This window comes from Solibacillus cecembensis, from assembly GCF_050272495.1.
Taxonomy (GTDB): Bacteria; Bacillota; Bacilli; order Bacillales_A; family Planococcaceae; genus Solibacillus; species Solibacillus cecembensis.
On record NZ_JBNNMF010000004.1, the window covers coordinates 143,910 to 167,363 of the forward strand.

The 23,454-nt window shown below is 38.4% G+C and carries 24 protein-coding genes and 1 other RNA gene; 6 read left to right on the plus strand and 19 right to left on the minus strand.

All coding sequences use genetic code 11. The features are described 5' to 3' along the window. Positions 1–813: 813 nt before the first annotated feature. Both ACQKIH_RS05405 and ACQKIH_RS05410 read right to left on the minus strand, forming a co-directional pair. Positions 814–1,227, minus strand: coding sequence for a hypothetical protein (locus ACQKIH_RS05405; RefSeq protein WP_427763894.1), 414 nt, complete (start codon positions 1,225–1,227; stop codon positions 814–816). A 141-nt stretch (positions 1,228–1,368) separates the two neighbouring features. Beyond that, on the minus strand, positions 1,369–1,695 hold the full coding sequence (locus ACQKIH_RS05410) for a transposase (protein ID WP_427763896.1): 327 nt from the start codon (positions 1,693–1,695) through the stop codon (positions 1,369–1,371). Between the two features lie 153 nt (positions 1,696–1,848). On the opposite strand from ACQKIH_RS05410, the gene ACQKIH_RS05415 reads away from it, so the two are divergent. Continuing rightward, positions 1,849–2,190 (plus strand): helix-turn-helix domain-containing protein, encoded by a 342-nt coding sequence (locus ACQKIH_RS05415; protein WP_427763898.1) that lies wholly within the window; start codon positions 1,849–1,851, stop codon positions 2,188–2,190. 767 nt (positions 2,191–2,957) lie between these two features. Here ACQKIH_RS05415 and ACQKIH_RS05420 read toward each other — a convergent pair. Continuing rightward, positions 2,958–3,599 (minus strand): hypothetical protein, encoded by a 642-nt coding sequence (locus tag ACQKIH_RS05420; protein WP_427763900.1) that lies wholly within the window; start codon positions 3,597–3,599, stop codon positions 2,958–2,960. A 775-nt stretch (positions 3,600–4,374) separates the two neighbouring features. Here ACQKIH_RS05420 and ACQKIH_RS05425 point away from each other — a divergent pair. Both ACQKIH_RS05425 and ACQKIH_RS05430 read left to right on the plus strand, forming a co-directional pair. Further along, positions 4,375–4,629 carry a helix-turn-helix domain-containing protein gene (locus ACQKIH_RS05425; RefSeq protein ID WP_427763903.1) on the plus strand — a complete coding sequence of 85 codons (255 nt, stop codon included), beginning with the start codon at positions 4,375–4,377 and terminating at the stop codon, positions 4,627–4,629. A 106-nt stretch (positions 4,630–4,735) separates the two neighbouring features. Then, on the plus strand, positions 4,736–5,908 hold the full coding sequence (locus tag ACQKIH_RS05430) for a site-specific integrase (RefSeq protein ID WP_427763906.1): 1,173 nt from the start codon (positions 4,736–4,738) through the stop codon (positions 5,906–5,908). Positions 5,909–6,043: 135 nt separating this feature from the next. Here the strand turns inward: ACQKIH_RS05430 and ssrA are convergent. The 7 genes from ssrA to ACQKIH_RS05465 form a co-directional block, all read right to left on the minus strand. Continuing rightward, positions 6,044–6,399: a transfer-messenger RNA gene (gene ssrA, locus ACQKIH_RS05435) on the minus strand. 211 nt (positions 6,400–6,610) lie between these two features. Continuing rightward, positions 6,611–6,964 carry a helix-turn-helix domain-containing protein gene (locus ACQKIH_RS05440; protein WP_427763909.1) on the minus strand — a complete coding sequence of 118 codons (354 nt, stop codon included), beginning with the start codon at positions 6,962–6,964 and terminating at the stop codon, positions 6,611–6,613. Between the two features lie 207 nt (positions 6,965–7,171). Continuing rightward, positions 7,172–7,636: an SsrA-binding protein SmpB gene (gene smpB / locus ACQKIH_RS05445; RefSeq protein WP_057987363.1), complete on the minus strand. Its 465-nt coding sequence runs from the start codon at positions 7,634–7,636 to the stop codon at positions 7,172–7,174. A gap of 57 nt (positions 7,637–7,693) precedes the next feature. Continuing rightward, on the minus strand, positions 7,694–10,102 hold the full coding sequence (gene rnr / locus ACQKIH_RS05450; protein ID WP_427763913.1) for a ribonuclease R: 2,409 nt from the start codon (positions 10,100–10,102) through the stop codon (positions 7,694–7,696). A 39-nt stretch (positions 10,103–10,141) separates the two neighbouring features. Continuing rightward, positions 10,142–10,888, minus strand: coding sequence for an alpha/beta hydrolase (locus ACQKIH_RS05455; RefSeq protein WP_427763916.1), 747 nt, complete (start codon positions 10,886–10,888; stop codon positions 10,142–10,144). 169 nt (positions 10,889–11,057) lie between these two features. Then, positions 11,058–11,285 carry a preprotein translocase subunit SecG gene (gene secG / locus ACQKIH_RS05460; RefSeq protein WP_057987356.1) on the minus strand — a complete coding sequence of 76 codons (228 nt, stop codon included), beginning with the start codon at positions 11,283–11,285 and terminating at the stop codon, positions 11,058–11,060. A 111-nt stretch (positions 11,286–11,396) separates the two neighbouring features. Next, positions 11,397–11,960 (minus strand): hypothetical protein, encoded by a 564-nt coding sequence (locus tag ACQKIH_RS05465; RefSeq protein ID WP_427763919.1) that lies wholly within the window; start codon positions 11,958–11,960, stop codon positions 11,397–11,399. Between the two features lie 277 nt (positions 11,961–12,237). Here ACQKIH_RS05465 and ACQKIH_RS05470 point away from each other — a divergent pair, with 277 nt between their 5' ends. Beyond that, positions 12,238–12,486, plus strand: a complete 249-nt coding sequence (locus tag ACQKIH_RS05470; protein ID WP_427763922.1) for a hypothetical protein — start codon at positions 12,238–12,240, stop codon at positions 12,484–12,486. A gap of 26 nt (positions 12,487–12,512) precedes the next feature. Continuing rightward, positions 12,513–13,190 carry a nuclease-related domain-containing protein gene (locus ACQKIH_RS05475; RefSeq protein WP_427763924.1) on the plus strand — a complete coding sequence of 226 codons (678 nt, stop codon included), beginning with the start codon at positions 12,513–12,515 and terminating at the stop codon, positions 13,188–13,190. 288 nt (positions 13,191–13,478) lie between these two features. Here ACQKIH_RS05475 and eno read toward each other — a convergent pair whose 3' ends face one another. From eno to ACQKIH_RS05520, 9 genes are all read right to left on the minus strand, one after another. Next, positions 13,479–14,771: a phosphopyruvate hydratase gene (eno, locus tag ACQKIH_RS05480; protein ID WP_427763927.1), complete on the minus strand. Its 1,293-nt coding sequence runs from the start codon at positions 14,769–14,771 to the stop codon at positions 13,479–13,481. Between the two features lie 67 nt (positions 14,772–14,838). After that, positions 14,839–16,383 (minus strand): 2,3-bisphosphoglycerate-independent phosphoglycerate mutase, encoded by a 1,545-nt coding sequence (gpmI, locus tag ACQKIH_RS05485; RefSeq protein WP_427763930.1) that lies wholly within the window; start codon positions 16,381–16,383, stop codon positions 14,839–14,841. Further along, positions 16,376–17,137: a triose-phosphate isomerase gene (tpiA, locus tag ACQKIH_RS05490; protein ID WP_057987348.1), complete on the minus strand. Its 762-nt coding sequence runs from the start codon at positions 17,135–17,137 to the stop codon at positions 16,376–16,378. Before tpiA ends, gpmI begins: the two co-directional genes overlap by 8 nt. A 19-nt stretch (positions 17,138–17,156) precedes the next feature. Next, entirely contained in the window at positions 17,157–18,341 is a 1,185-nt protein-coding gene (locus tag ACQKIH_RS05495; RefSeq protein ID WP_427763933.1) for a phosphoglycerate kinase, read from the minus strand. A 292-nt stretch (positions 18,342–18,633) separates the two neighbouring features. Continuing rightward, complete coding sequence (gap, locus tag ACQKIH_RS05500; protein ID WP_427763935.1) at positions 18,634–19,647, minus strand: type I glyceraldehyde-3-phosphate dehydrogenase; 1,014 nt, start codon at positions 19,645–19,647, stop codon at positions 18,634–18,636. Between the two features lie 83 nt (positions 19,648–19,730). After that, the gene (locus tag ACQKIH_RS05505; RefSeq protein ID WP_427763937.1) at positions 19,731–20,765 is read right to left on the minus strand and encodes a sugar-binding transcriptional regulator; all 1,035 of its coding nucleotides are present in this window, start codon (positions 20,763–20,765) and stop codon (positions 19,731–19,733) included. 161 nt (positions 20,766–20,926) lie between these two features. Next, positions 20,927–21,166, minus strand: coding sequence for a glutaredoxin family protein (locus tag ACQKIH_RS05510; protein WP_427763939.1), 240 nt, complete (start codon positions 21,164–21,166; stop codon positions 20,927–20,929). Positions 21,167–21,257: 91 nt separating this feature from the next. Next, the gene (locus ACQKIH_RS05515; protein WP_427763941.1) at positions 21,258–22,013 is read right to left on the minus strand and encodes a TPM domain-containing protein; all 756 of its coding nucleotides are present in this window, start codon (positions 22,011–22,013) and stop codon (positions 21,258–21,260) included. Positions 22,014–22,051: 38 nt separating this feature from the next. Continuing rightward, on the minus strand, positions 22,052–22,570 hold the full coding sequence (locus ACQKIH_RS05520; RefSeq protein ID WP_083493706.1) for a LemA family protein: 519 nt from the start codon (positions 22,568–22,570) through the stop codon (positions 22,052–22,054). 176 nt (positions 22,571–22,746) lie between these two features. Between ACQKIH_RS05520 and ACQKIH_RS05525 the strand changes: the two genes are divergently transcribed. Then, the gene (locus tag ACQKIH_RS05525) at positions 22,747–23,358 is read left to right on the plus strand and encodes a spore coat protein (RefSeq protein WP_427763944.1); all 612 of its coding nucleotides are present in this window, start codon (positions 22,747–22,749) and stop codon (positions 23,356–23,358) included. The last annotated feature ends 96 nt before the right edge of the window (positions 23,359–23,454 follow it).

Below are 23,454 nucleotides of genomic sequence, written 5' to 3' on the forward strand. Positions count from 1 at the left end.
TTAAATAGATGATTAAATTTTTTTTAGTCGCTGATTGATTAAACAGCTATTTACATTACCCACAACCTGCTAAATCATCCTTCTAAAAATATTTGGGTTCAATTTTCATAGGTTGGAACCTCGTGTAATGTTATATACGAACTGTATTTTGCACAGTTAAATAAAAACAATCCAATCCGCACCACTTTTCACGGGAAATTCCCTGTAGGTATCACGTGGCCCCAGTACAATGTGCCTTCAACACTTGATTTTCTAGGCACTGGGGGGGATTAGAAAATTCCTGGAGCATCGTTATTTTTTATTAATGTTGTACATAATAAGGGATAGACAAGCTATAATGGATGATAAATTCAAAGGTTACCGTTTTTAATCCACCTATAAAATATTTAACACTTTAATTTACAGTACTAATAAACTAGCCAATCTCCTTCACTTTCTGTATACGATTCCCCTTACGTAGAGTAAAAAGAAATTATTCCTAAATTCCGTTTTCACATTCATATATGTACATGGTTATCCCAAAACAAAAGAAAGCAGCTATTAACAAAGTAAATTTGTTAACAACTACCTTCTAGGTTGGATCTCATTTATTTTAATAGGGAATATCTACTTACATACTATTTTGAGAGCTTTCTATGTCATAATGGGTGGCTGTACTGTTAAATGACATGCTACTGAATAGACATATTAGTTAATGATCTATGTACATAATGATTTACTGCCGCAATTATGTACAAAAGCTAATAATTATTCGCCATTTAATAAAAGGAGCTCCAATATAAATTGAGCCCCTTTAAGTATAAAAAATTACCGCTATTCTTCCATTCTTGACTTAACTAATTCTGCTTCTACATAACCGCGCATTCCTGTTGAAACAACTTCAATGTAAGATTGCGTAAAACCTGCATCTATAATCGTAACTACTTCGCCTTTTCTGCCTGCAAAAACGCGACCCGCTTCCATCATTCTTATTAGCGCCTCGCCGTTGTCTGCAACTATATAGCTAATTAATTCATCAAAACTCTCTTCATCAATAGCTAAAAATGTGTTTTGAGTAAGGTAGCCATTATGCCCTTCAACTACTCTAACTGGTTTTTTCTCTTGAACTTCATCAGATCCTATTAAATCGTTTGCAAATTCACACCCTTTTACAAGTAGCATAAGCAATGTTACTACGACAATAATCCCTATAAAACTTCCACATCCTGATGAATTTGAATTGCTCATATGCACTTCCTCCTGCTGTAAATCTATGATGTTGCACTAATTAAGCATTTTAACCGTTTCATAATAGTAGTCTATTTATTAAATTAGAAGGATTCACTTAACTAGCTACACTAATAATTTTTACTGCGCTTTAACTGCCTATTATCTTAAGCTTTTTTCAAGCTTTTTAATATGCAAATTCTTTTCACCGATTATTATCATCGCTTCATTCAGATCATTTTGTGTATTTTTCAACTGTATTTTCAAGTCCAGCACTTCTCGGTTAGATTGCGTTCCTTCCTTTTCATTGCTAAATTTGTCCGCTTTTTGGATTTCTCCCATACCTAAACTTTTTTCTAAACTCTTTATCCATTTACTTACAGTATTGGAGTTTACATCGTATTTCTTTGCAGTAGCTGAAATGTTGTTTATACTAACCGCTTCCTTAGCTACCATCTCTTTAAATTTAGTATCATATTTCCCCCTCATTTCCACACCTCCCTTCCTAATATTACCCATTTATAAACAGTATATAATCCACTACATATAATATCAATAGTATATATTTTAACCTTCAATATATTTATAGTCTGTTGGTGATCAACTATCAACTAGCTATTGTATTTGTATGAGGTGATAGTAATGGATAGTATCGTTAAGGTTGTTGGTGAAAGAATTAGAGCTTTCCGTAAAAAACGTGGATTAAGTCAAGAAGAGTTGGCACATCGAGCTTCCTTGCATAACACATATATAGGACAACTTGAACGTGGGGAGAAAAATGCAACAATTGAGAGCCTATTTAAAATTACTAATGCACTAGGAATTACATTAGAAGAGTTGTTTAGCAATACTCAATCTGGCCTAAAAACTAATAGTTATGAAATGACCCAAATTATCGCTTTACTAGAAGATAAATCAGTTAAGGACCAACGTACAATTCAATTGTTGCTTGAACTACTTATTAATTGGAAGGGCAATGATTGATTATCCTAATGTTTTACGATGTAAGCCATATAGGCTCTAATTTGTGAATATACGGCTAGTATTTTCTTGCATAACACATATATAACTCCTTGAACATGTGTAGAAAAACGCACCGATTGAATGCCTATTTGTTCAGCACTAGATATTAAATTAGCTGAACTATTTGAAGAAAACGCCGGCCACCCAAAGGTGTTTACTTTAAATTAGTGGAATTGAAACACCTATTAAATGGCTGCTCAAAGAAAGACCCAAGAGTAGCCTTATTGCTCATTGAATCCTTTATGGCATAGTAGGTTAATTAGCAACTACCAATTATTACAGTGGGGGGACTATTAATGTGTGTTGGTGCACTTACATCTTCTTAACACGCACCATAACATTTCTTATTACCGAGGGGATATCACTTGGTTACGTACAATATAATTCTATTGTTTTTGCGGTATGTGCTACAAAATCACCATAGAAACCACGGTATTTCTCCGATATTTAATTTGTTTTCAGCTAGATAGAAAATTAGCTTATACATTCCCCCTTGATATGGATACTTTTGTGATTTTTAATGTGTAGCTGTGTTATAGCAATAGCAAAAAAGCTGTAGCCACATTCTATTGTGAACTACAGCTTTTGATATATGTTAAAGATGCATTAGAAGTGGCAACAATTTTTCCAAGTACCTGTTGGCATACCTTATTCATCTTCTAATAGTTGTTTATCAATTATATTGAATTAATTTCCCTCCTTCATTTCTCAGAACTAATTTTAGAATTTCACGATTGTGTCCTTGAAATACTCATATGTATTTCGATACCCGATTTTCTTACATACACATTTGAAAATTTATTTTCCGGAGTATCATCATGAAAGGTCCATCCATTCACATCCAAATCTTCCATTAGCATCTCTAACTCCATATTAGCTTGTTCAATCTTTAATTCTTCCTTCACACTATTAATGACGCCTTCGATAAATTTTAACTTAGCACCTTTATGTCGATTGCTAATTTCTCTTCCTATTGCCCACTCCTCGTTTAATAATACAAACGCAACTTCTTCAGGAGTATGTTGAGCCTTTAATAATTCAATTACAACATAGGAGAGTTTCTTTAATCGATTCTCACAAACGTGTGGACCATATACTATTAAACTTTTTATATAAAACGACACCTCCAATGCATCAATTTCAATTGGTGATACCCATTTTATCTCAATCTTATCTGATGATTTGCATTCTTGTTGAATTTCTAAATCATACAAGTCGTTTAAATAATCCAAATCATAGAAATACCTAAAATCATCTAAATGATACGGATCATTTAAATGTGCAAGTTCATTTAAACAATTGGTAACACCTGAATTTTCCGCTATTGGGCAAAACTTAACGTCTATAAGGTCTATTTTTTGATTACTCATTTTGTAATCCTCCTCACAAATTTTTATTGGGTTATACACCCTCATTTCCTATATACGCAATGTATTTTGCGTAGTTAAATCTTTTTCAAATCCGCAACAACCTTCACGAAAAATTCCCCATAGGTATTACATAGCTCCCACCAAATCCCGCTCTTACACTTGATTTAGTAGGCACTGGGGGGGTATTTAGAACATTCCTAATAAAACATTCCTTATTAATCTTTCTGTGGTTGAATTTTATTTGACAAGCAATAACAATCCGTTTCCAATGAAAGGTTACAGCTTATTTGGACGATACTTTCTAGTTGTAAATTTTCATGTTGCTTCATCTCCTTCTTTTCCTTATACGCAAGCTAAATTACATAGTTGAGTACAACGGTTTAACTTAATTTCTAGAATTGCATTTCATGCTCACGTATAACTTATACGAGGACTATTTAGCATAGTTAAACTAATTCTTCATTTCTAAGTTCATAAAACTAGCCAAACCGCCTACATAGCACATATACGCAAACGAATTACGAGAGTTAAATGCTTTTATAAAATTTTTATACTTTGCTAAATTTTATTGATTGAGAAATCACCAAAAAGCTACCAACACGGATTTATGCTAGTAGCCTTTTGCTCTGTATTCATTTTGATTTAAAGTGGAGGATTATCCTACTACAATTAATTTTTTTCCATGTTACTTAACTCCTCTATCCATAGCTCGTATAAATTATCAGCAGCAATTAACCATATTGTGGCGGGGAGTTAATTTTAAAGGAGAATGATTATGACTGTAAAAGTAGCAACAATGGAATTAGAGCAACTGATAATGAAAGCTGTGCAAAAGGCACTACACGCCGCGCATCACGAATTTGTAGACAGTGGGTGGCTATCTTTAAAAGAAGGAGCAAAGTACGCTGGTGTCTCATATAACACGCTTATGAAGTACCGTACACTTGGCTTACAAGTATGTGAAATTGATGGTGTAAAGCGGATTTCACGTAAGGAGATCGACCGCTTCTTCCAAGAGCATAGTTTTTAATTTATATTTTTTGAGGATTTATCGCTTGATTAGCTTATAATAATCATGAGGTAAATCCTCTCTTTTATCATTTGCCCCCGCAACTGATTTAGGAGGAAATACTGAAATGACCAAAAAGAAAGTATCGCCAATTAAAAGCTATAAGCTAAAGAATGGTGAAACAAGATATGAATTCCCCGCTTATTTAGGGATTGATCCACTAACAGGGAAACAGAAGCGTACAATGAAGCGCGGCTTTAAAACACGTAAGGAAGCGGAATTAGCACTTGCACGATTAAAGCTTGATGTAGCGAATGGTACGTACAAAATAGAGCGTGCCGAAACGTACCAAGAGCTTTACGACTTATGGGTGGTTCAATATGAAAATACAGTAGAAGAAAGTACGTTTGTAAAAACAATAAGCCTTTTCAAAAACCATATAATCCCTTCAATGGGTGCATATAAGATTGAAAAAATCACTATCGATATATGTCAAAAGCATGTAAATGAGTGGGCGGGAAAATTGAAGAAGTTTCGTACCGTTAAATCATATGCAGCAAAGGTATTAGACTTCGCCATTAAGCGCGGATTCATTCAAACAAACCCATTTACACACGTTGAAACGTCTATTAACACTGTAAAAAAACGGGTTGTTGAAGATGAAGAAGAATCGGAAAACTTCTATACACGTGAGCAATTAATTCACTTCTTGTCATGCTTAGAGCAAGAAAGTAATTTCAAAGCATATGCCCTATTCCGTTTACTTGCCTTCAGCGGTATGCGTAAAGGTGAAGCACTGGCGCTTTCATGGAATGACTTAAACTTCACAACAAACGAGCTGCGTATTAATAAGGCTCTTTCACGAGGGAAAGATAATAAGCTCTATGTTAAATCTACAAAAACAGGTGTTGCTCGTACGATTAAAATGGACGACAAGACAATGACAATATTAAAAGAGTGGAAGAAAAAGCAGAAGCAGGATTATTTAGTGCTAGGCTTCAATACAATGCAACCTAAGCAACTCGTGTTTAGTAATGAAGTGAATGAATACCTACAGCCCACAAAGACTCGTAAGTGGATTCTACACATTCAGAAAAAATATGGGCTAGGTACAATTACAACACACGGATTACGTCATACGCATTGTTCGTTATTATTTGAAGCGGGTGCTAGTTTGAAGGAAGTACAAGATCGTTTAGGACACAGTGATGTACAAACGACAATGAACATCTATGCACACGTTACGAAAAAGGCAAAAGAAGAGGCTATACAGAAGTTTGCTAGCTATATTGAAATGTAATTTTCGTGACTGCGTTTTGACTACGCTTTTGACTACGTTCGATTGATATTAAATGAAACTATATGACATAGGGCAAAAGAAAAAACCCTTGATATACAAGGGTTTTGACGCTCATTGAAATTCAATGAAATCGTATTATGGAGACGGCGGGAGTCGAACCCGCGTCCAGAAGCTCCAATACGCCGGCTTCTACGCGTGTAGTTTGTCCATTTGCGATTCGCGAGCCTTTATGCCGACAAACAGGCGTCTAGGTCGCTAACCTGGAAATCTCTTATTGCTGACTCAGGTGGTACCAGCAATCGTATCCCACTAAAGTTGGGCCCGACGTACTGCACATGGGCGATGCAGAGGCCGAGCGCTTACGAGCTTACGCTGCGAAAGCTAAGTTTTGTTGTTTGCCAGTTATAATATAACTTCCGTTGATGACGAAGACGAGACCTCCGACGCGCGACCAGAGCTTGAACCACCCCTGTCGAATCCGTAACGTCCCCGAGTATAAAACCCGAGAATAGTTCGGCTGGAGACAAAGCTCCTAAACGTATGTCGTATGAGTAGACATACACTGGCTATCTGTAATAAATTATATGACAAATTAGCTAAACTAGCAAGCAATAACAATCCCTTAATACATGTCTCTAAATAATCCTTGCACGTAAATGTCACTACCGTAAAGAAACATTTCAGCATGTAGCTAATTGGATATTAATTACTAACTTTTTCATCGCAAATTTGATTTCGGTACGCATTAGGGCTGACTCCCATAAGTTCTTCAAAAATATGCACGAATTCATAGTAGCCATTAATCCCTACTGCTAACGCAACCTCCTCTACGTCCAATTGAGTTTCTTCAAACAATTGAATTGCTTGCTCCGTACGTACATTATTGATGTATTGATTAATCGTTAAATTGACTTGTTCTTGAAAGGCCCTTTCATATACGGGACACTCTACAAAAGTTATTTGATGTATATCCTTTAAGCAGTTCTGTATGTGAAAGTTTTTTTCAATGTGGAAAATGATTCTATCTACTACCTCTATTTGCCTTAAAAGCTCCATATTTTTGTAACCACTCCTTTTCCAAGAATTTTATTCTACCCCAATTAAATGTATAAATCATTGAAAAAAGTCACAATTCCTCATTAAAAACTAAATGTTCTTAATTTTCTGCAACTAACGACATAATAAGACACTCTCCTAATTCCCTATTATTAACAAATACACAAAAAAGAGTGCGCTCATTATAATAATGAGGCACTCTTTTTATTAGCGTTGGCGGTCTTTGAATACACGTTCCATATCGCGCTTAGCTTCTTTTTGACGCATATCATTGCGCTTGTCGTAATCCTTCTTACCTTTACCAGTTCCGATAAGAAGTTTGGCATAGCCGTCTTTAATATACATTTTTAGTGGAACAATCGTATAGCCATCTCGTTTTACCGCGCCGACAAGCTGACCAATTTGCTTCTTATGTAAGAGCAGCTTACGTTCGCGGAGTGGGTCGTGATTGAAGCGATTTCCTTGTTCAAAAGGGCTGACATGCATATTAATAATCCACGCTTCGCCGTTTCGTAGACGCACGTAAGAATCCTTTAATTGAACCCTGCTTGCGCGAACTGCTTTAATTTCAGTCCCAGTTAGCACCATACCCGCTTCGATTGTTTCTTCTATGAAATAATCATGATTCGCTTTTTTGTTTTGTGCTATTACTTTACCTGCGCCTTTTGCCATTAGTAACACCCCTTAGAAAAGAGCTAGGATTTCGAACATCGATCCTAGCTTCATACATTATTTCTTCTTTTTGTTCTTTTTCTTTTTCCCTTTAGCAATGCCTTCATAGAACTTTGGCTTGTCGTCTGATTTACCATCTTTTCTACGACCGCGTGGATCACGTTCATCGGAACCGCTACTTCTTTTCGCTTTTGCCGGACGCTCTTTGCTGGCTCCGCGCGACTTGCTATCACGTTTTTCACCTGTTCGCTCTGGACGGCGCTTTTCTTGACGGCCTGCATGAATGACTCTTGCAGTTGGCTTTCTAAATGGTCGTGCATTCGAAATCATATCCACAATTTCAAAGTCTACAGAAGATTCTTCAATCACTACATTGGCAACGCGAATTTTCACTTCATCACCAATACGGAATTGGCGTCCAGTGCGTTCGCCAATCATCATCAATGAGCGATCGTCAAAACGGTAGTAGTCATCAGCCATATTTGAAATATGCACGAGACCTTCTACTGTATTTTCTAGCTCCACAAAAATTCCGAAGTTTGTAACGGAAGAAATAATTCCATCAAATTCTTCACCAATTTTATCGGACATAAACTGCGCTTTTTTCAGTGAATCTGTATCACGTTCTGCTTCTACTGCACGGCGTTCACGACTTGATGTATGATCCGCAATATCATCCATCGCTTGACTCCACTGGAATACCGTTTCCTTCGATGTATCGCCATTAATTAAATACGTGCGAATTAAACGATGCACGATTAAATCTGGGTAGCGTCGAATTGGTGAAGTAAAGTGCGTATAGAAATCCGTCGACAAGCCGAAGTGACCAAGTGATTCTGGATAATACTTTGCCTGCTGCATTGAACGCAGTAACATCGTCGAAATAACCGGCTCTTCTGGTAATCCTTCAATTGCTGTAATAATTTCTTGTAACGCTTTCGGATGAACCGAATTGCCCGAACCTTTAATGACTAAGCCAAAATTCGTCACGAACTCAAAGAAACGCTGTAATTTTTCAGGCTTCGGATCTTCGTGAATACGATAAATAAATGGAAGTTCCATATGGTGGAAATGTTCCGCAATCGTTTCATTGGCCGCTAACATAAATTCTTCAATCAAACGCTCGGCAACTGTGCGCTCACGTAAAACGATTTCAGTTGGCCAGCCATCTTCTGATACAAGTACTTTCGATTCTTTGAAGTCAAAATCAATGGCACCGCGCGACATACGTTTATTGCGCAACACTTGTGCAAGCTCCGCCATATCTTTAAACATCGGCACTAAATCGGCATAACGCTCCATTAGCTCTGGATGTTCATCTGGCTGCTCTAAAATCTGGTACACATCCGTATACGTCATGCGCTCTGTTGTATTGATAACACTTTGGAAAATGTCATGCTTAATCACATGCCCACTGCCATCAATCGTCATTTCACATGATAATGTTAAACGATCAAGCTGTGGATTTAATGAACAGATTCCATTCGATAAACGATGTGGAATCATTGGAATAACACGGTCGGTTAAGTACACAGATGTTGCACGCTCATACGCCTCGATATCAAGGACCGAACCTTGTGTCACATAATAGCTAACATCCGCAATGTGAACACCTAGCTTATACGTGCCATCTGCATTTTTAACGACAGTAACCGCATCATCTAAGTCTTTCGCATCTGCGCCGTCAATTGTCACGATCACTTCATTACGTAAATCACGACGATCAACTAAATCCTGTGCTGAAATTTCATCCGTTACTTCCGTTGCCGCTTTCACGACCTCTTCAGGAAACTCTGGTGGAATATCGTATTTATAAAGAATCGATAAAATGTCCACACCTGGATCATTTCGATGACCTAAAATTTTTGTAATCATACCTGTAGCCGATTTTGTTTCATCTGGCCAATGCGTTACTTCTGCAACAACTTTATGACCATCTACTGCACCTAAAGTATCTTCCTTGGCGATAAAAATGTCCATGTTGAGCTTTTTATCATCCGTCACGACAAAGCCAAAGCCGCGATTTGCTTGGAACGTACCGACAAATGTTGTTTTGCTGCGTTCTACTACTTTTGTAATTGTACCTTCACGGCGATCACCAGAAGTCTCTTTTAACACACGGACTAATACGATGTCGCCATTTAATGCCCCATTAATTTCATACGGTGGAATGAAGATATCATCCATACCTTGTTCTTCCGGTGCCACGAAGCCGAATCCTTTCGCGTGTCCGATAAAGCGACCGCGCATTAAATTCATGCGTTCTGGCAATCCGTATCGATTGGAACGAGAGCGAACAATATGGCCCTGTGCTTCCATTTTAACGAGTGTTTTAACGAGTTCGCGGAAATCATCCGCTTCCTCTAATTCAAAAGCTTCCTCAATTTCAGAAACTGTCATTGGGTTATAATCCTCTTCTTTCATAAAAGAAAGGATTCGCGTTTGAAAATCATTGTTTTGAGTCATTTTTTACCCTCCTTTGAACAGAAAATATCTATCTAATCATTAGACTGTCCAATCTAATGAATTAAAAAACGTAAGAACCTCTTCATGTAGCTGATCTCTTTCTTTACCAAGTGTAATGACATGCCCAGATTGCTCAAACCATTTCAACTCTTTTTGGATCGATTCCACACCATTATAAATAATATTTGCTGATTGTGGATCAATGACCTGATCTTGACGTGATTGTACGACCAAAATCGGGGCATATAACAGATCAATGGACTGTCGCACTTCTTGAATAAGTTGCTGCAACTGTGGTAAAGAAGCCATTCCTCTATTTTTGAGCGCTTCTATTTCTAGTTCTATTTTCTGTTCATTTTTACCTTCTTGTTTTTTATATTGTTGTGCATATTCGATGACACCTTGCAACATTAGATCGGTTGTGCGCATCGTCATCGGTGAACACATTGTAATAACGCCCTTTACTGGCTGTTGCAGTGCTAATTTTAATGAAAAAACGCCACCTAACGAAAGTCCCGCAACGGCGATTTCTTCATAGCCTGCTTGTTTTAATGTATCGTATCCAGTTATGACGTCTTGCCACCAATCTTCGGGACTTGTGACAATCAGTTCTTCTGGCGGTACACCATGCCCTTTATAATGAGGTGCATGAGAAGTATATCCATTTTTCTCTAAAAAGCGACCAAGTATTCGTACATCTGCAGAACTTCCTGTAAAACCATGTAATAATAAAACAGCCCGTGGACCTGCTTCAAATAAAAATGGTGCAGACATTGCCTTTTTCATCACAATTGCTCCTGTCAATATGTTTCCTTAGAAAAATACGATTCATGCATTACTGCAGAATCGCGATCTTCCTAATCTGGATAATTCTATTATACGTTTTTTTGCTGCGGAACTAAAAGAAAACGCCCAACCATGCATGGTGCTCGGTTAGGCGATTGATTTCATTCGATTAGAATTTTGTAATAGCTAATGCTAATACGAAGAATAAAACAGCAAGAACAATCGTGATACGGTGTAATACTAAATCCATCCCACGAGCTTTCTGTTTACCGAATAGTTGCTCAGCCCCACCTGAAATGGCACCTGATAAACCAGCACTTTTACCTGATTGTAATAATACAATAACGATTAAAGATAAAGCTACGATAATAAGTAATACTGTAAATATTGTATGCATTTGCTCCACCTCCTAGACACGGACGTTACAATACATAATAGTATATCAAATTCATTGTGTGCTGACAATATATCATTGACGTTGCGAACCATTTTTTGTATGAATTCTTTATTATTTGCTCGTGCTAGGATGTAATTGTTGCGCTTTCTTATATCGACTTAAAGGGTCCTCCACGCTATCAATTGATCCTTTTCCGGACTCCTGCTTTCTTTCATACGTGCAATATACGATTTCAGAATAATGTCCAACATCACTATACAGTTGAATGGCAATAGAATCCTGTGCTAATAATGCAGTTTCTAGCACTTCAAATTGAAATTGATTTTTTTTGGTAATTGGAATTTTTGCCTGATAACCAAATTCTAAAAATTCCTTTTGCCCACTTAATTTAAAGCGAATCGAATAATTGGCCGCTACTTTTTTTGCGTTGGATTCGTCGATTTCACCTTTTACAATGATGCTTTCGCTCGCAACATTATATGTAAATTGTACTTTTTTCGGCGCAGGCAAGGCATTTTTCTTATCCTCAAGCTGCTGGCGTTTTTTTATTTTTCGAAGGGCTTTTTTCGTTTTTGAGTTTTTATTATCCTCATTTAGATTTTGCTGCGTGTCTTCATTCTGGTTTGGGTTGGATTCACTTTCTAAATCTACATTTTCTTCTACATATTTAATCACTAATACCCCTCCTAAATTATCCCTTTTTAATAGTATATAGATTATACTATTAATTGAAATGGTTATTTTGAAACTTCTTTTTACGTCATAATAGATTTTATATGCTACATTTCCACTGAATATACGTCAATTGAATCAGTTTGTATAACTTTTACAAACATTGTACAGTAAAGTTGGAGGTGAAAAAGACTAATTCAACCACACCACACAAGTTTAAACTCTCATAAGTTGCTCGCCCCTCTATTTTCCACACTACTAGAAATGGAGGATTTTGTTGATGCAAATTAATCAAAAATCTTTACACTATCTTTTTATAGAGTCACTCGCAAATCGCTTGAAGAAAGATGATTTAGATACGGCCGCTGTCAAAGATGAATTTTATCGTTTGGAAGCTGGTCTTGCTGGTGAAATGAAACTTCAGCAAATTTTGACGGAGTATTCATTTAAGAATGATGCCCAAATCATTTACAATTTTGAATGTAAAAATGAAAAAGGTTCTACCCATCAAATGGATGCCCTCATTTAACACCTAGATTTATTCTGATCCTCGAAGTGAAACAAATTGCTGGCACCCTCTTCTACAAACCTGCACAACATGAATTTTATCGGATTCAAGATGATGGCATTCATGAAAATTTCCCCAACCCATTCGATCAAGCGTATCGACATCAGCTTTTTTTAGAAAACCTTTTTGCCTCATGGAAATTGGCTATCCCCATACTTTATACGGTTGTTATTGCTAACTACCGTGAAAAATCAGACAATTCTCTTCAAAATTCCCCGATTTTCCACATTAGTGGGCTCCCAAGCTTTTTAGAAAATTTAAACAAGCGTTTTCCGGTGAAGTCGGGCAATTTGTCATTCATTCGCGCGAAATTAGATGCTCTTTATTTCCGATTACCTCCGCGTCGAACAGTGGAAAGTAGCCGTTTGCGCCGAGGTGTACTTTGTAGGGAATGCAAATATTTACATGCGATGCAATATAAACATGGGAGTTGGATTTGTGCGGTCTGTCATTTTAAAAGTAAAAATGCATTAAACGAAACGCTCTTTCATTATCGCATGCTAATTAAACCTCATATTACTAACCGGGAATTTCGTGAGTTTGTGGGGATTTATTCGATACATGCTGCTTCCAAATTATTGATGCGCCTCGGTTTAGAGAAGGTCGGTACGGGGCGTGGCACGTATTATATTATCCCGGAAAATATTTTAGGCGAGGAGGATTAGAGTGAAGTAAGTAATTGCGTTTTGAATTAGATGCGTGGGGTTGTGAGATTGGGGTTAGGGGATGAAATTGGCTAGTTTAGCAACTCATTTGGCTAGTAAATCATAGTTTGACTAGTTCCTACAGTAAATCGGCTAGTTAGTATCTTAAGTTGGCTACTTTACGATGATTCTTGGCTAGTTTCACACAGTTTTTGGCTAATTACTCCGCCCCCACTCACTTTCATCCAAAAAAACACTCAAACAACGGACCACTATCTCCCGTGTTTGAGTGCTTCTAAAAAGAACAAATTATTTAATATTATAGAAAGAATTCAATCCTTCATAACGTGCAGTTGCACCTAGTTGGTCTTCGATGCGTAATAATTGGTTGTATTTTGCAACGCGGTCAGTACGAGAAGGTGCACCTGTTTTGATTTGACCAGCGTTTGTTGCTACTGCGATGTCTGCAATAGTAGCGTCTTCTGATTCGCCTGAACGGTGAGAGATAACTGCTGTATAGCCAGCGCGTTTCGCCATTTCGATTGCTTCGAATGTTTCAGTTAATGTACCGATTTGGTTTACTTTAACTAAAATTGAGTTACCCACGCCTTGCTCGATACCTTGTGCAAGTTTAGCAGTGTTTGTAACGAAAAGATCGTCACCTACTAATTGTACGCGGTTACCGATGCGCTCTGTTAATAATTTGTGACCAGCCCAGTCATTTTCATCTAAACCGTCTTCGATTGAGATGATTGGGTATTTAGAAGTTAATTCTTCGTACCAAGCAACCATTTCTTCTGAAGTACGAACTACGCCTTCACCTTTTAAGTGGTACTTGCCGTCTTCTTTGTTAAATAACTCTGAAGCTGCTACATCCATTGCTAAACGAATTTCTTCGCCTGCTTTGTAACCTGCTTTTTCGATTGCTTCTAAAATAACTATAATCGCTTCTTCGTTTGAACCTAGGTTTGGAGCAAAACCGCCTTCATCGCCAACAGCTGTGTTGTAACCTTTTTCTTTTAATACCGCTTTTAAATGGTGGAAAATTTCAGTACCCATACGTAATGCATGTTTGAAGTTTTCAGCACCTACTGGCATAATCATGAACTCTTGCACGTCTACGTTGTTATCCGCGTGCTCACCACCATTGATGATGTTCATCATTGGAACTGGTAATTGTTTTGAGTTGAAGCCACCAAGGTATTGGTATAATGGCACATCCAGGTAATCTGCTGCTGCATGTGCAACGGCCATAGATACACCAAGAATTGCATTGGCACCTAATTTACCTTTGTTTTCAGTACCGTCAAGTGCGATTAACGCTTGGTCAATTACAACTTGGTCTAATACTGAATATTGGTTTTCTAATTCTTCAGCGATTAGCGTGTTAACATTTTCAACAGCTTTTTCAACGCCTTTACCTAAATAACGGCTTTTGTCGCCATCGCGTAATTCTACTGCTTCATATTCACCAGTTGATGCACCAGATGGCACGATTGCGCGACCGAATGCTCCTGATTCTGTAAATACTTCTACTTCTACTGTTGGGTTACCGCGAGAGTCTAAAACTTCACGAGCATATACTTGAGTAATAAATGGCATAATAAAAATCTCCTCTTTAAGTAAAATTAATATGTTTCATAAGCTATATAATTAGCCAAAATCAAAACTAGTCTTGATTCTTTGGCAAAATTAACGATTTCCCTATCATTTCAACAGGCTGTTCAATTGCTAATAATTGTAGCATTGTAGGCGCTAAGTCCGCTAAAACGCCATCTTGATGTAACACAACCCCCGGCTCCGTCACAATAACAGGCACTGGATTTGTCGTATGGGCTGTCATCGGGTTATCATCCAATGTTACGACCTCATCTGAATTTCCGTGGTCCGCTGTAATAATTGCTTTACCACCTTTTGCAATAATCGCATCTACAACTTTCCCTAAGCATTCATCTACAACTTCAATTGCTTTGATCGTAGGTTCTAACATGCCTGAGTGTCCAACCATATCCGGATTCGCAAAGTTTAAAATGATTGCATCAAATTGATCCGCTGCAATTGCTTGAAGCAGTGCATCTGTCACTTCATAAGCACTCATTTCAGGTTGTAAGTCATATGTCGCTACTTTTGGCGAAGCGATTAAAATACGCTCTTCCCCGTCAAAAGTTGCTTCACGGCCACCGCTCATAAAGAATGTTACGTGTGGATATTTCTCCGTTTCGGCAATGCGCAATTGCGTTTTACCTGCCTTCGAAATGACTTCACCCACTGTATTATCGAGGTTGTTCGATTGGAACGCAACACTTGCATGCACCTCATCACTATAATGCGTGAATGAGATGAATTTTACGTTCGATGGCTGCTTGTCTGAAAGCTCAAAACCTGCAAAGCTTGCATTCGTAAATACTGTTGAAAGCTGAATGGCGCGGTCAGGGCGGAAATTAAAGAAGATAACCGCATCATTTGTATCAACAGTTGCAACAGGCGCGCCATCTTCTGTAATGACAAACGGTTGAACAAATTCATCATATACCGTTTGTTCGTATGATGATTCTACACCTGCTAATGCAGAAGTAGCCGTTTGACCGATGCCATCTACTAACGCTTTATACGTTAGTTGTACACGTTCCCAACGTTTATCACGGTCCATTGCGAAATAGCGACCATGAATACTCGCAAATTTACCAATGCCGATTTCCGCCATTTGCTTTTCGGTTTCTGTAATATAGTCACGTGCAGTCGCAGGACCAACATCACGACCATCTAGGAAACCATGGACATATACCTCTTCCAAACCATTTGATTTTGCTAATTTTAACAAAGCAAACAAGTGTTCATAATGACTATGAACGCCACCATCTGAAAGTAAGCCCATTAAATGAAGCTTTGAGCCCTGTGCTTTTGCATGCTCAATCGCAGCTAAAAACTGTTCGTTATGGAAGAAGTCTCCCTCACGAATGGATTTATTAATGCGCGTTAAGTTTTGATAAACAATGCGTCCAGCACCAATGTTTAAGTGCCCCACTTCAGAGTTCCCCATTTGTCCTTCTGGTAATCCTACTGATTCTCCACTCGCTGTTAATGTTGCATGCGGATAAACGTTCCAGAAACGATCAAAATTTGGTTTATTTGCTTGTGCTACAGCGTTTCCCTTTACTTCATCGCGAAAGGCAAAGCCATCTAAAATAATTAAGGCAACGGGTTGCTTAGGCATTTGCTGCTGCCTCCAATAATTTTAGATAAGAATCGGCTTGCAAGCTTGCACCGCCAACAAGTGCACCATCAATATGTTCTTTCCCTAAAAGTTCTTCAATATTTTCAGGTTTTACACTTCCACCATATTGAATACGAATCGCTTGTGCTGTTTCCACACCGTATAATGTTTCCACTACATTACGAATCGCACCACATACTGCATTGGCATCATCTGCTGTTGCTGTTTTACCTGTACCGATCGCCCAAATTGGCTCATATGCAAGTACCATATGTTCCACTTCTGTTGGTGTAAAACCTTCTAAAGCTTTTATAATTTGGCCCGCTACTTTTTGCTCTGTGGCACCTGCTTCACGTTCTTCCAGTGTTTCTCCGCAGCAAATAATTGGTACGATACCATGGTTTAATGCCGCGCGTACTTTTTTGTTCACCGCTTCATCTGTTTCATTGAACATTTCACGACGCTCTGAATGGCCTAAAACACAGTAATCTACTTGAATATTTGCAAGCATTGCAGGGCTAATTTCCCCTGTAAATGCGCCTTCATCTTCAAAGTGCATGTTTTGTGCAGCAATCGCTAATGAAGAATCCTCTGCTGCCACTACTAACGTTGGTAAGTATAGTGCAGGTGCACAAATAACTGCATCTACTTTATCTGGAGATGGAATCGCTTGCTGAATCGCTTCAACAAAGTCAACCGCCTCATCAAATGATTTATACATTTTCCAGTTTCCTGCTACGATTGGTTTTCGCATCAAAAAATCCCTCCATCTATTATTTATCGTTTAAAGCCACAATACCTGGTAATTGTTTACCTTCCATTAATTCAAGAGAGGCACCGCCACCCGTTGAAATGTGGTTCATTTGTGATGCTACGCCGAATTTTTCTACTGCCGCCGCTGAGTCACCGCCACCGATAATTGTATAGCCCGCTGTTTTTGCCATCGCATCTGCAACTGTTTTCGTACCGTTTGCAAACTTATCGATTTCAAATACACCCATAGGTCCGTTCCAAATGATTAAATTTGATTTGTGAATCACTTCTGCATATTTTTCAGCCGTTTTCGGTCCGATGTCTAAGCCCATCCAGTCAGCTGGAATCGAATCGATTGCAACAACTTGTGTATCCGCATCTTTTGAAAATTCATTCGCTATAACAGCATCGACTGGCATATGTAACTCGACACCTTTTGCTTTCGCTTGCTCGATAAAGCTTTTTGCTAATTCGATTTTATCTTCTTCTAATAAAGATTTTCCGATATCATGACCCATTGCTTTTACAAATGTGAATGACAAACCGCCACCAATAATTAAATGGTCTACTTTATCTAATAAGTTCTCGATTACGTCGATTTTATCCTTTACTTTTGCGCCACCAATAATCGCTGTAAATGGACGCTCAGGATTTGATAACGCTTTTCCAAGGACATCTAATTCTTTTTCCATTAATAAACCGGAAACAGCTGGCACAAATTTTGCGATGCCTTCTGTTGAAGCATGTGCACGGTGCGCTGCGCCAAATGCATCATTAATATAAAGGTCTGCTAACTTTGCAAAGCTTTCTGCTAAAGCTGCATCATTTTTTTCTTCGCCTTTATGGAAGCGTACATTTTCAAGTAGCACGATGTCGCCCTCTTGCATGTTGTTTACTGCCGCTTCAACCGCTTCACCAATTGATTCATCTAGTTTTGTTACAGGCTTGTTCATTAATTCTGCAAGACGCACACCAACTGCTGTTAAACGCAACTCTTCATTTACTTCGCCTTTAGGTCGACCTAGGTGAGAAGCTAAAATAACTTTTGCACCGTTTTCAACTAGTTGCTGAATTGTCGGAATCGCTGCACGAATACGCGTTTCGTCTGTAATACGCCCAGCTTCCATTGGTACGTTGAAATCCACACGTATGAATACGCGTTTCCCTTTAACTTCTACATCGTTCATTGATTTCTTTAAAAACATAAAGAAAATCCTCCTTTAATTCGTATCGGATATTTCTAATTTCGTTGCTATGCAAATTCTCATTAAGAATAGTATCAAAATTTAATATCACTTGTCGTTGTTACGCTCTATATTTTTCCATTACTTATTTTTATTCCATGTTAAAAAAAGAGCGGTTAGGTAATCCCTTCCGCTCTATACCCTCATATATTATAATGGTTGCTTCTTTTAAAGGCTATACTTTTTATGACGAATAACATGCAATATGTCACACTTTTTCTTCATTCGACATTAAGGTATGACACATTTAAACTTATTTTTCATTTAACCCTTGTTCGACAATGTATAAAGCTAAGTCCATTAACCGTGTTGAATAGCCGATTTCATTATCATACCAAGATACGACTTTGACCATGCGATTTTCCATGACCATTGTTGAAAGACCGTCAATTGTCGATGATGCTGGATTACCATTATAGTCAATCGACACAAGTGGCAATTCATTGTATGCTAAAATGCCTTTTAATTCGCCTTCTGATGCTTCTTTAAAAGCGGCGTTGATCGATTCACGTGTCACATCTGTATTAAGCTCTGCTACTAAGTCCACACATGATACATTCGGTGTAGGAACACGCATTGAGAAGCCATCTAACTTTCCTTTTAACTGTGGTAATACTTGCGAAACGGCTACCGCTGCACCTGTTGAAGTTGGAATCATAGACACTGCGCCTGCACGTGCACGACGTGGGTCTGAGTGTGGGAAGTCTAAAATGCGTTGATCATTCGTGTATGAGTGAATCGTTGTCATCATACCGCGTTTAATCCCGAATTTTTCATCCAATACTTTTGCAAATGGTGCTAAACAGTTTGTCGTACAAGAAGCATTGGAAATTACATCCTGCGACGGATCATATTGTGTATGGTTGACGCCCATTACAAATGTTGGCATATCGCCTTTTGCAGGTGCTGATAAAATCGCCTTTTTAGCACCAGCTTCAATATGCTTCGACACTTCTTCCATCGAACGCCATCTACCTGTACATTCCAATACAACGTCTACACCGAGTTCACCCCATGGTAATTTCGCTGGATCTGGCTCCGAGTATACTTGAACACGTTTGCCGTTGACGATAAATGCATTGTTTTCAGCTTCTACATTTGCATCGTATACACCGTGAACAGAATCAAATTTCAATAAATGTGCTAACTGACCTGCATCTGTTAAGTCATTAACCGCAACTACTTCAAATTCTTCATGTTTCATCGCCTCACGGAATACTAAACGTCCGATTCGACCAAATCCATTAATTGCTAATTTTAATACCATGTGTAATTCCTCCAGTTAAATATATTTATTATTTAATCAGTCTGCTCTTGAGTCAGTTTATGGCCGAGCACACCGTAAAAAACTCACTTAATTTTGGCAATAATTTCATTTGCCGTTCGTTCATCTGTAATAAATGTTGTCTGGCAGGTGGCATTTTTAAAATACGCTTGAATTGCGATCGCTTTATTAATACCTGCCGCAATCGCAATAATATGCTGTGCCTTTTTTACTTGTTCGAGCTGAATGCCAATCGTTCGAATATGGTGAACAATTTCGCCAACCTCGTTGAAATAATAGCCAAAAGCTTCACCAACAGCCCCTTTTTCTTCTAATAGTTGCTGCTCTTTTGGAGAACTATTGCGCCTGATGGCCATCTCTTGCGCCGCGCCAATGCCGTGAACAACGATATCGATTCCTTCATATAAAGCCATCATCTCTTGGATCATCGGCTCACTTTTCATCGCTTGATACGCTTGCTCACTTAAATGTTCTGGTAAAAATAATGTGCGATACGTTGCGTTACATGCTTGTGCGAATTTCGCGACGACTGTATTTGCCTGGAAGCTCATTTCGTCGCCCATACCACCACGTGCTGCAATAAAGCATGCCGAATTGAGCGGAGATGTCGGCGATAAGAAATCACCAATTGCTGCAACGGAATTTCCACCCGTAACCGCAATATTGCATTTTTCACGTGCGTGTTGCGTAATGATTTTCGCGCCTTCTTTGCCTAATACATTTTTAACAGATGCATCTTCTTCAACATTACCGGGAATGATAATAACCCGTTCAATTTTATAAAGCTTTGCGAGTTGCTGCTCTTTCACTGTTATACCCGATATTTCTTGAAATAATGCTTTAAGCTGTTCTAATATGCTATACCCTTGCGCCGAGCAAATCATACCCTTTTGTTGAATGACAATTAGTTGTTGCTCACTTAAAACATCTGTTTCATTGCGCACTTCTCGTTCTGTCCATTGCAGCTGCTCTGCTAAAGCTCTTCTACCAATTGGACCGTACATCTCAATTGCTTGTAAAACACGAAATCGTTTTCTAAAAATCTGATCGATTTCTGGCATTAACTTACGCCCTGCATCCAAAAAAGAGCTTTTGTCCAAAAAACCACCTACTAACTATCCATTGGACACTTTTTGTCCCTGCTACCATTTTTATGTCCCGCTTGGTGCAAAAAAAATATTTCCTAACCACAGTATAAAGGATAGCCGAATTTTCTGCAATTATTTTTTATTAAATCTGTTCATATTTTATCGTTTAGGCGCTAATTTTTGTCACTTAGCGCCAGCGTTAATGTTGGGTAATCCAACCGTCCAAATTGAATAACATCCCCGTTAAACTCTACAACCGGAATCATTACCATAAACTTTTCGTGCAATGCATCATTTTCTTCAATATTGATTTGTTCAATTTGAAATGGAATATCTTCTTGAACTAATTTCAATATTTGCAGCCCTTCCACACATAATTCGCAATTTGGTCTGGAATAAAATTGTACAATCATTTTTGATGTCTCCTTGCTACGTTTAAAATTCAAAACACTTACTAAGGTAAATATCAATTATACCTTAGTAAATGTTCGTTTTCTTACAAACTTAAAATTTACGTCCCGCTCCGCCACCTGATGAACTGCCTCCACCAAAGCCTCCAAAACCTCCGGATGAGCGACCACCACCGCCAAAGCCGCCAGTTGAGAATCCACCCGCGCGGTAAATGCGTCTTGCTGCTCGTCTACGGCCACCAGGACCACCGCCACCAAATTTACTAAGACTTAAATAAATGATAACGATAAAAATGATGAGTGCAATCGGCCAATCATCATCCTCATTAATGGGTTTCACCAAATCGGCGCCACCTGCATCTCCACCCATTTCCTCATAGAAAGTGCTAAAAATGTTGGCAAATGCATTCGTATAATCTCCATTTTCTAAATAAGGCATCATATACGTGTCAACCATGCTCCCTAGCAACCCATCTGGATAATCTCCTTCTAAGCCTTCACCGACCGAAATCCAAACATCATTTTTTCCAGGTCCTTGATCCGTCGTCGCAAAAATGAGCATCCCATTATTTAACTTCTCATCTCCAATGCCCCATTTACGAATTACTTCTGTACCAAATTCATAAGGCGCCAAATCGCCAATCGTATCAATCGTCATCATGACAATTACATTACCTGTTGAACCTTCCAAAGCCTTTGCTGCTCGAATCAAATTTTGCTCCACATCATCCGAAATGACATTGGCTTTATCATAAACGTACGAATTGTATGCAGGTTTTTCCGGAATTGCTGCCATTATCGTCAACGGCATAACGAGCATACATACTATGATTGAAACTAAAAATCTCATATCATCCCCCCTTCCCTTACAGTGACTTGACCATATACTTAATCGTTACTTCCAAAATCAACAGTCGGTGATTCTTCCACACCCTCTTTAATTTCAAAATACGCTTTTTTCTCAAAGCCAAACATTTTTGCGATTAAATTGCCTGGAAATGTTCGAACATTATTATTAAACTGCTGGACCGTCTCGTTATAATCTTTTCGAGCAACTGCCAAACGATTTTCCGTTCCTGCCAGTTCATCCATTAAGCGTGTAAATTGAACATCCGCTTTTAAATCCGGATATTTTTCCACAATAACAAGTAAACGTGCTAATGCTGCTGATAGTTCATTATTTGCAGTTGCTGTTTGTTCAACAGTGCCAGCATTTCCGTAATCTGTGCGCGCCTTCGCAATTTGTGTAAAAATCCCTTCTTCATGTGCTGCGTAACCTTTTACTGAATTGACTAAATTGGGAATTAAGTCAAACCGTCTTTGCAACTGATTTTCCACTTGTGCCCAAGAAGCATCAATTTGTTCTTCACCTTCTATTAATTTATTGTATTTTGGAATAGTGAACATTGCTACAATTCCAATGACTGCAATAATTACAAGTACTGTCACTAATGCATTGCCTTTATTATTTTTTATCACAAAAAATCCCTCTTTTCCTTCTTAATTCATTTTCGTTCATGCATATTTTTTTTACTAATTGCCACAATAACGTTGTACGAAAATTTTGTTATGGAGGTTATTATATGCATACTCAATCTTCCCAATCTCAAGACAATCCCATGCCACTTTCGATGAATCACGGTGCGCACGAGCTATTTGACGCACATGAGGTCTTAGGTTCAATGATTGCTGGTCTCAATCAATATGTACTATTAAGAGATCAAGTACAAGACCAAGAGCTCCTTACCATTATGGACCGTCAGTATGCGTTTATGCTCGATGAATACAATATTACGATGGAGGCATACAAAACCGGGCACGACCCACAGCATCCGACACGAAGCTATAATATGCAAATGGGCAATGACTTCACTTATGGGCTGAAACCTGGCGAACCGAAAAAGCCGATACAAACACCAAGTGAAATTTGTGACGGCGTTATTTCTGGTTTCATGCTTGGCTGTCATAAAACTAGTGCTACCGGAAAAACGTCTGCTGCACTCGAAGCAACAAACCCCGTTTTACGTCGCGTTCTCCAAGATTCCGTGGCCAACTGTATTGAAATGGCCTACGAAATTTCACTTTACCAAAACAAAAAGGGTATTTACCAAGTCGCACAACTTGCACAAGCCGATATGAACACGATGCTCAATATGTACGGACAAGCGCAACAAGCGAAAAATATGCCAAACTAAAAGAGGAAAAAATGCCGCCTTACTTTATTTCAGTAAGGCGGCATTTTTAATTTAATTTTGAAAGAGCAGTATACACTAGTATATGCCGCTAAATGT

Excerpts from the sequence above, each read along its gene's own strand:
- ACQKIH_RS05425 (WP_427763903.1), top strand. The coding sequence starts at position 4,375 with ATGACTGTAAAAGTAGCAACAATGGAATTAGAGCAACTGATAATGAAA.
- smpB (WP_057987363.1), bottom strand. The coding sequence starts at position 7,636 with ATGGCAAAAGGCGCAGGTAAAGTAATAGCACAAAACAAAAAAGCGAAT.
- rnr (WP_427763913.1), bottom strand. The coding sequence starts at position 10,102 with ATGACTCAAAACAATGATTTTCAAACGCGAATCCTTTCTTTTATGAAA.
- ACQKIH_RS05525 (WP_427763944.1), top strand. The coding sequence starts at position 22,747 with ATGCATACTCAATCTTCCCAATCTCAAGACAATCCCATGCCACTTTCG.
- eno (WP_427763927.1), bottom strand. The coding sequence starts at position 14,771 with ATGCCATTTATTACTCAAGTATATGCTCGTGAAGTTTTAGACTCTCGC.
- ACQKIH_RS05515 (WP_427763941.1), bottom strand. The coding sequence starts at position 22,013 with ATGAGATTTTTAGTTTCAATCATAGTATGTATGCTCGTTATGCCGTTG.
- secG (WP_057987356.1), bottom strand. The coding sequence starts at position 11,285 with ATGCATACAATATTTACAGTATTACTTATTATCGTAGCTTTATCTTTA.
- ACQKIH_RS05455 (WP_427763916.1), bottom strand. The coding sequence starts at position 10,888 with ATGAAAAAGGCAATGTCTGCACCATTTTTATTTGAAGCAGGTCCACGG.
- ACQKIH_RS05410 (WP_427763896.1), bottom strand. The coding sequence starts at position 1,695 with ATGAGGGGGAAATATGATACTAAATTTAAAGAGATGGTAGCTAAGGAA.
- ACQKIH_RS05405 (WP_427763894.1), bottom strand. The coding sequence starts at position 1,227 with ATGAGCAATTCAAATTCATCAGGATGTGGAAGTTTTATAGGGATTATT.
- ACQKIH_RS05420 (WP_427763900.1), bottom strand. The coding sequence starts at position 3,599 with ATGAGTAATCAAAAAATAGACCTTATAGACGTTAAGTTTTGCCCAATA.
- ACQKIH_RS05520 (WP_083493706.1), bottom strand. The coding sequence starts at position 22,570 with ATGTTCACTATTCCAAAATACAATAAATTAATAGAAGGTGAAGAACAA.
- ACQKIH_RS05430 (WP_427763906.1), top strand. The coding sequence starts at position 4,736 with ATGACCAAAAAGAAAGTATCGCCAATTAAAAGCTATAAGCTAAAGAAT.
- gap (WP_427763935.1), bottom strand. The coding sequence starts at position 19,647 with ATGGTATTAAAATTAGCAATTAATGGATTTGGTCGAATCGGACGTTTA.
- gpmI (WP_427763930.1), bottom strand. The coding sequence starts at position 16,383 with ATGCCTAAGCAACCCGTTGCCTTAATTATTTTAGATGGCTTTGCCTTT.
- tpiA (WP_057987348.1), bottom strand. The coding sequence starts at position 17,137 with ATGCGAAAACCAATCGTAGCAGGAAACTGGAAAATGTATAAATCATTT.
- ACQKIH_RS05470 (WP_427763922.1), top strand. The coding sequence starts at position 12,238 with ATGCAAATTAATCAAAAATCTTTACACTATCTTTTTATAGAGTCACTC.
- ACQKIH_RS05440 (WP_427763909.1), bottom strand. The coding sequence starts at position 6,964 with ATGGAGCTTTTAAGGCAAATAGAGGTAGTAGATAGAATCATTTTCCAC.
- ACQKIH_RS05415 (WP_427763898.1), top strand. The coding sequence starts at position 1,849 with ATGGATAGTATCGTTAAGGTTGTTGGTGAAAGAATTAGAGCTTTCCGT.
- ACQKIH_RS05510 (WP_427763939.1), bottom strand. The coding sequence starts at position 21,166 with ATGATTGTACAATTTTATTCCAGACCAAATTGCGAATTATGTGTGGAA.
- ACQKIH_RS05495 (WP_427763933.1), bottom strand. The coding sequence starts at position 18,341 with ATGTTTTTAAAGAAATCAATGAACGATGTAGAAGTTAAAGGGAAACGC.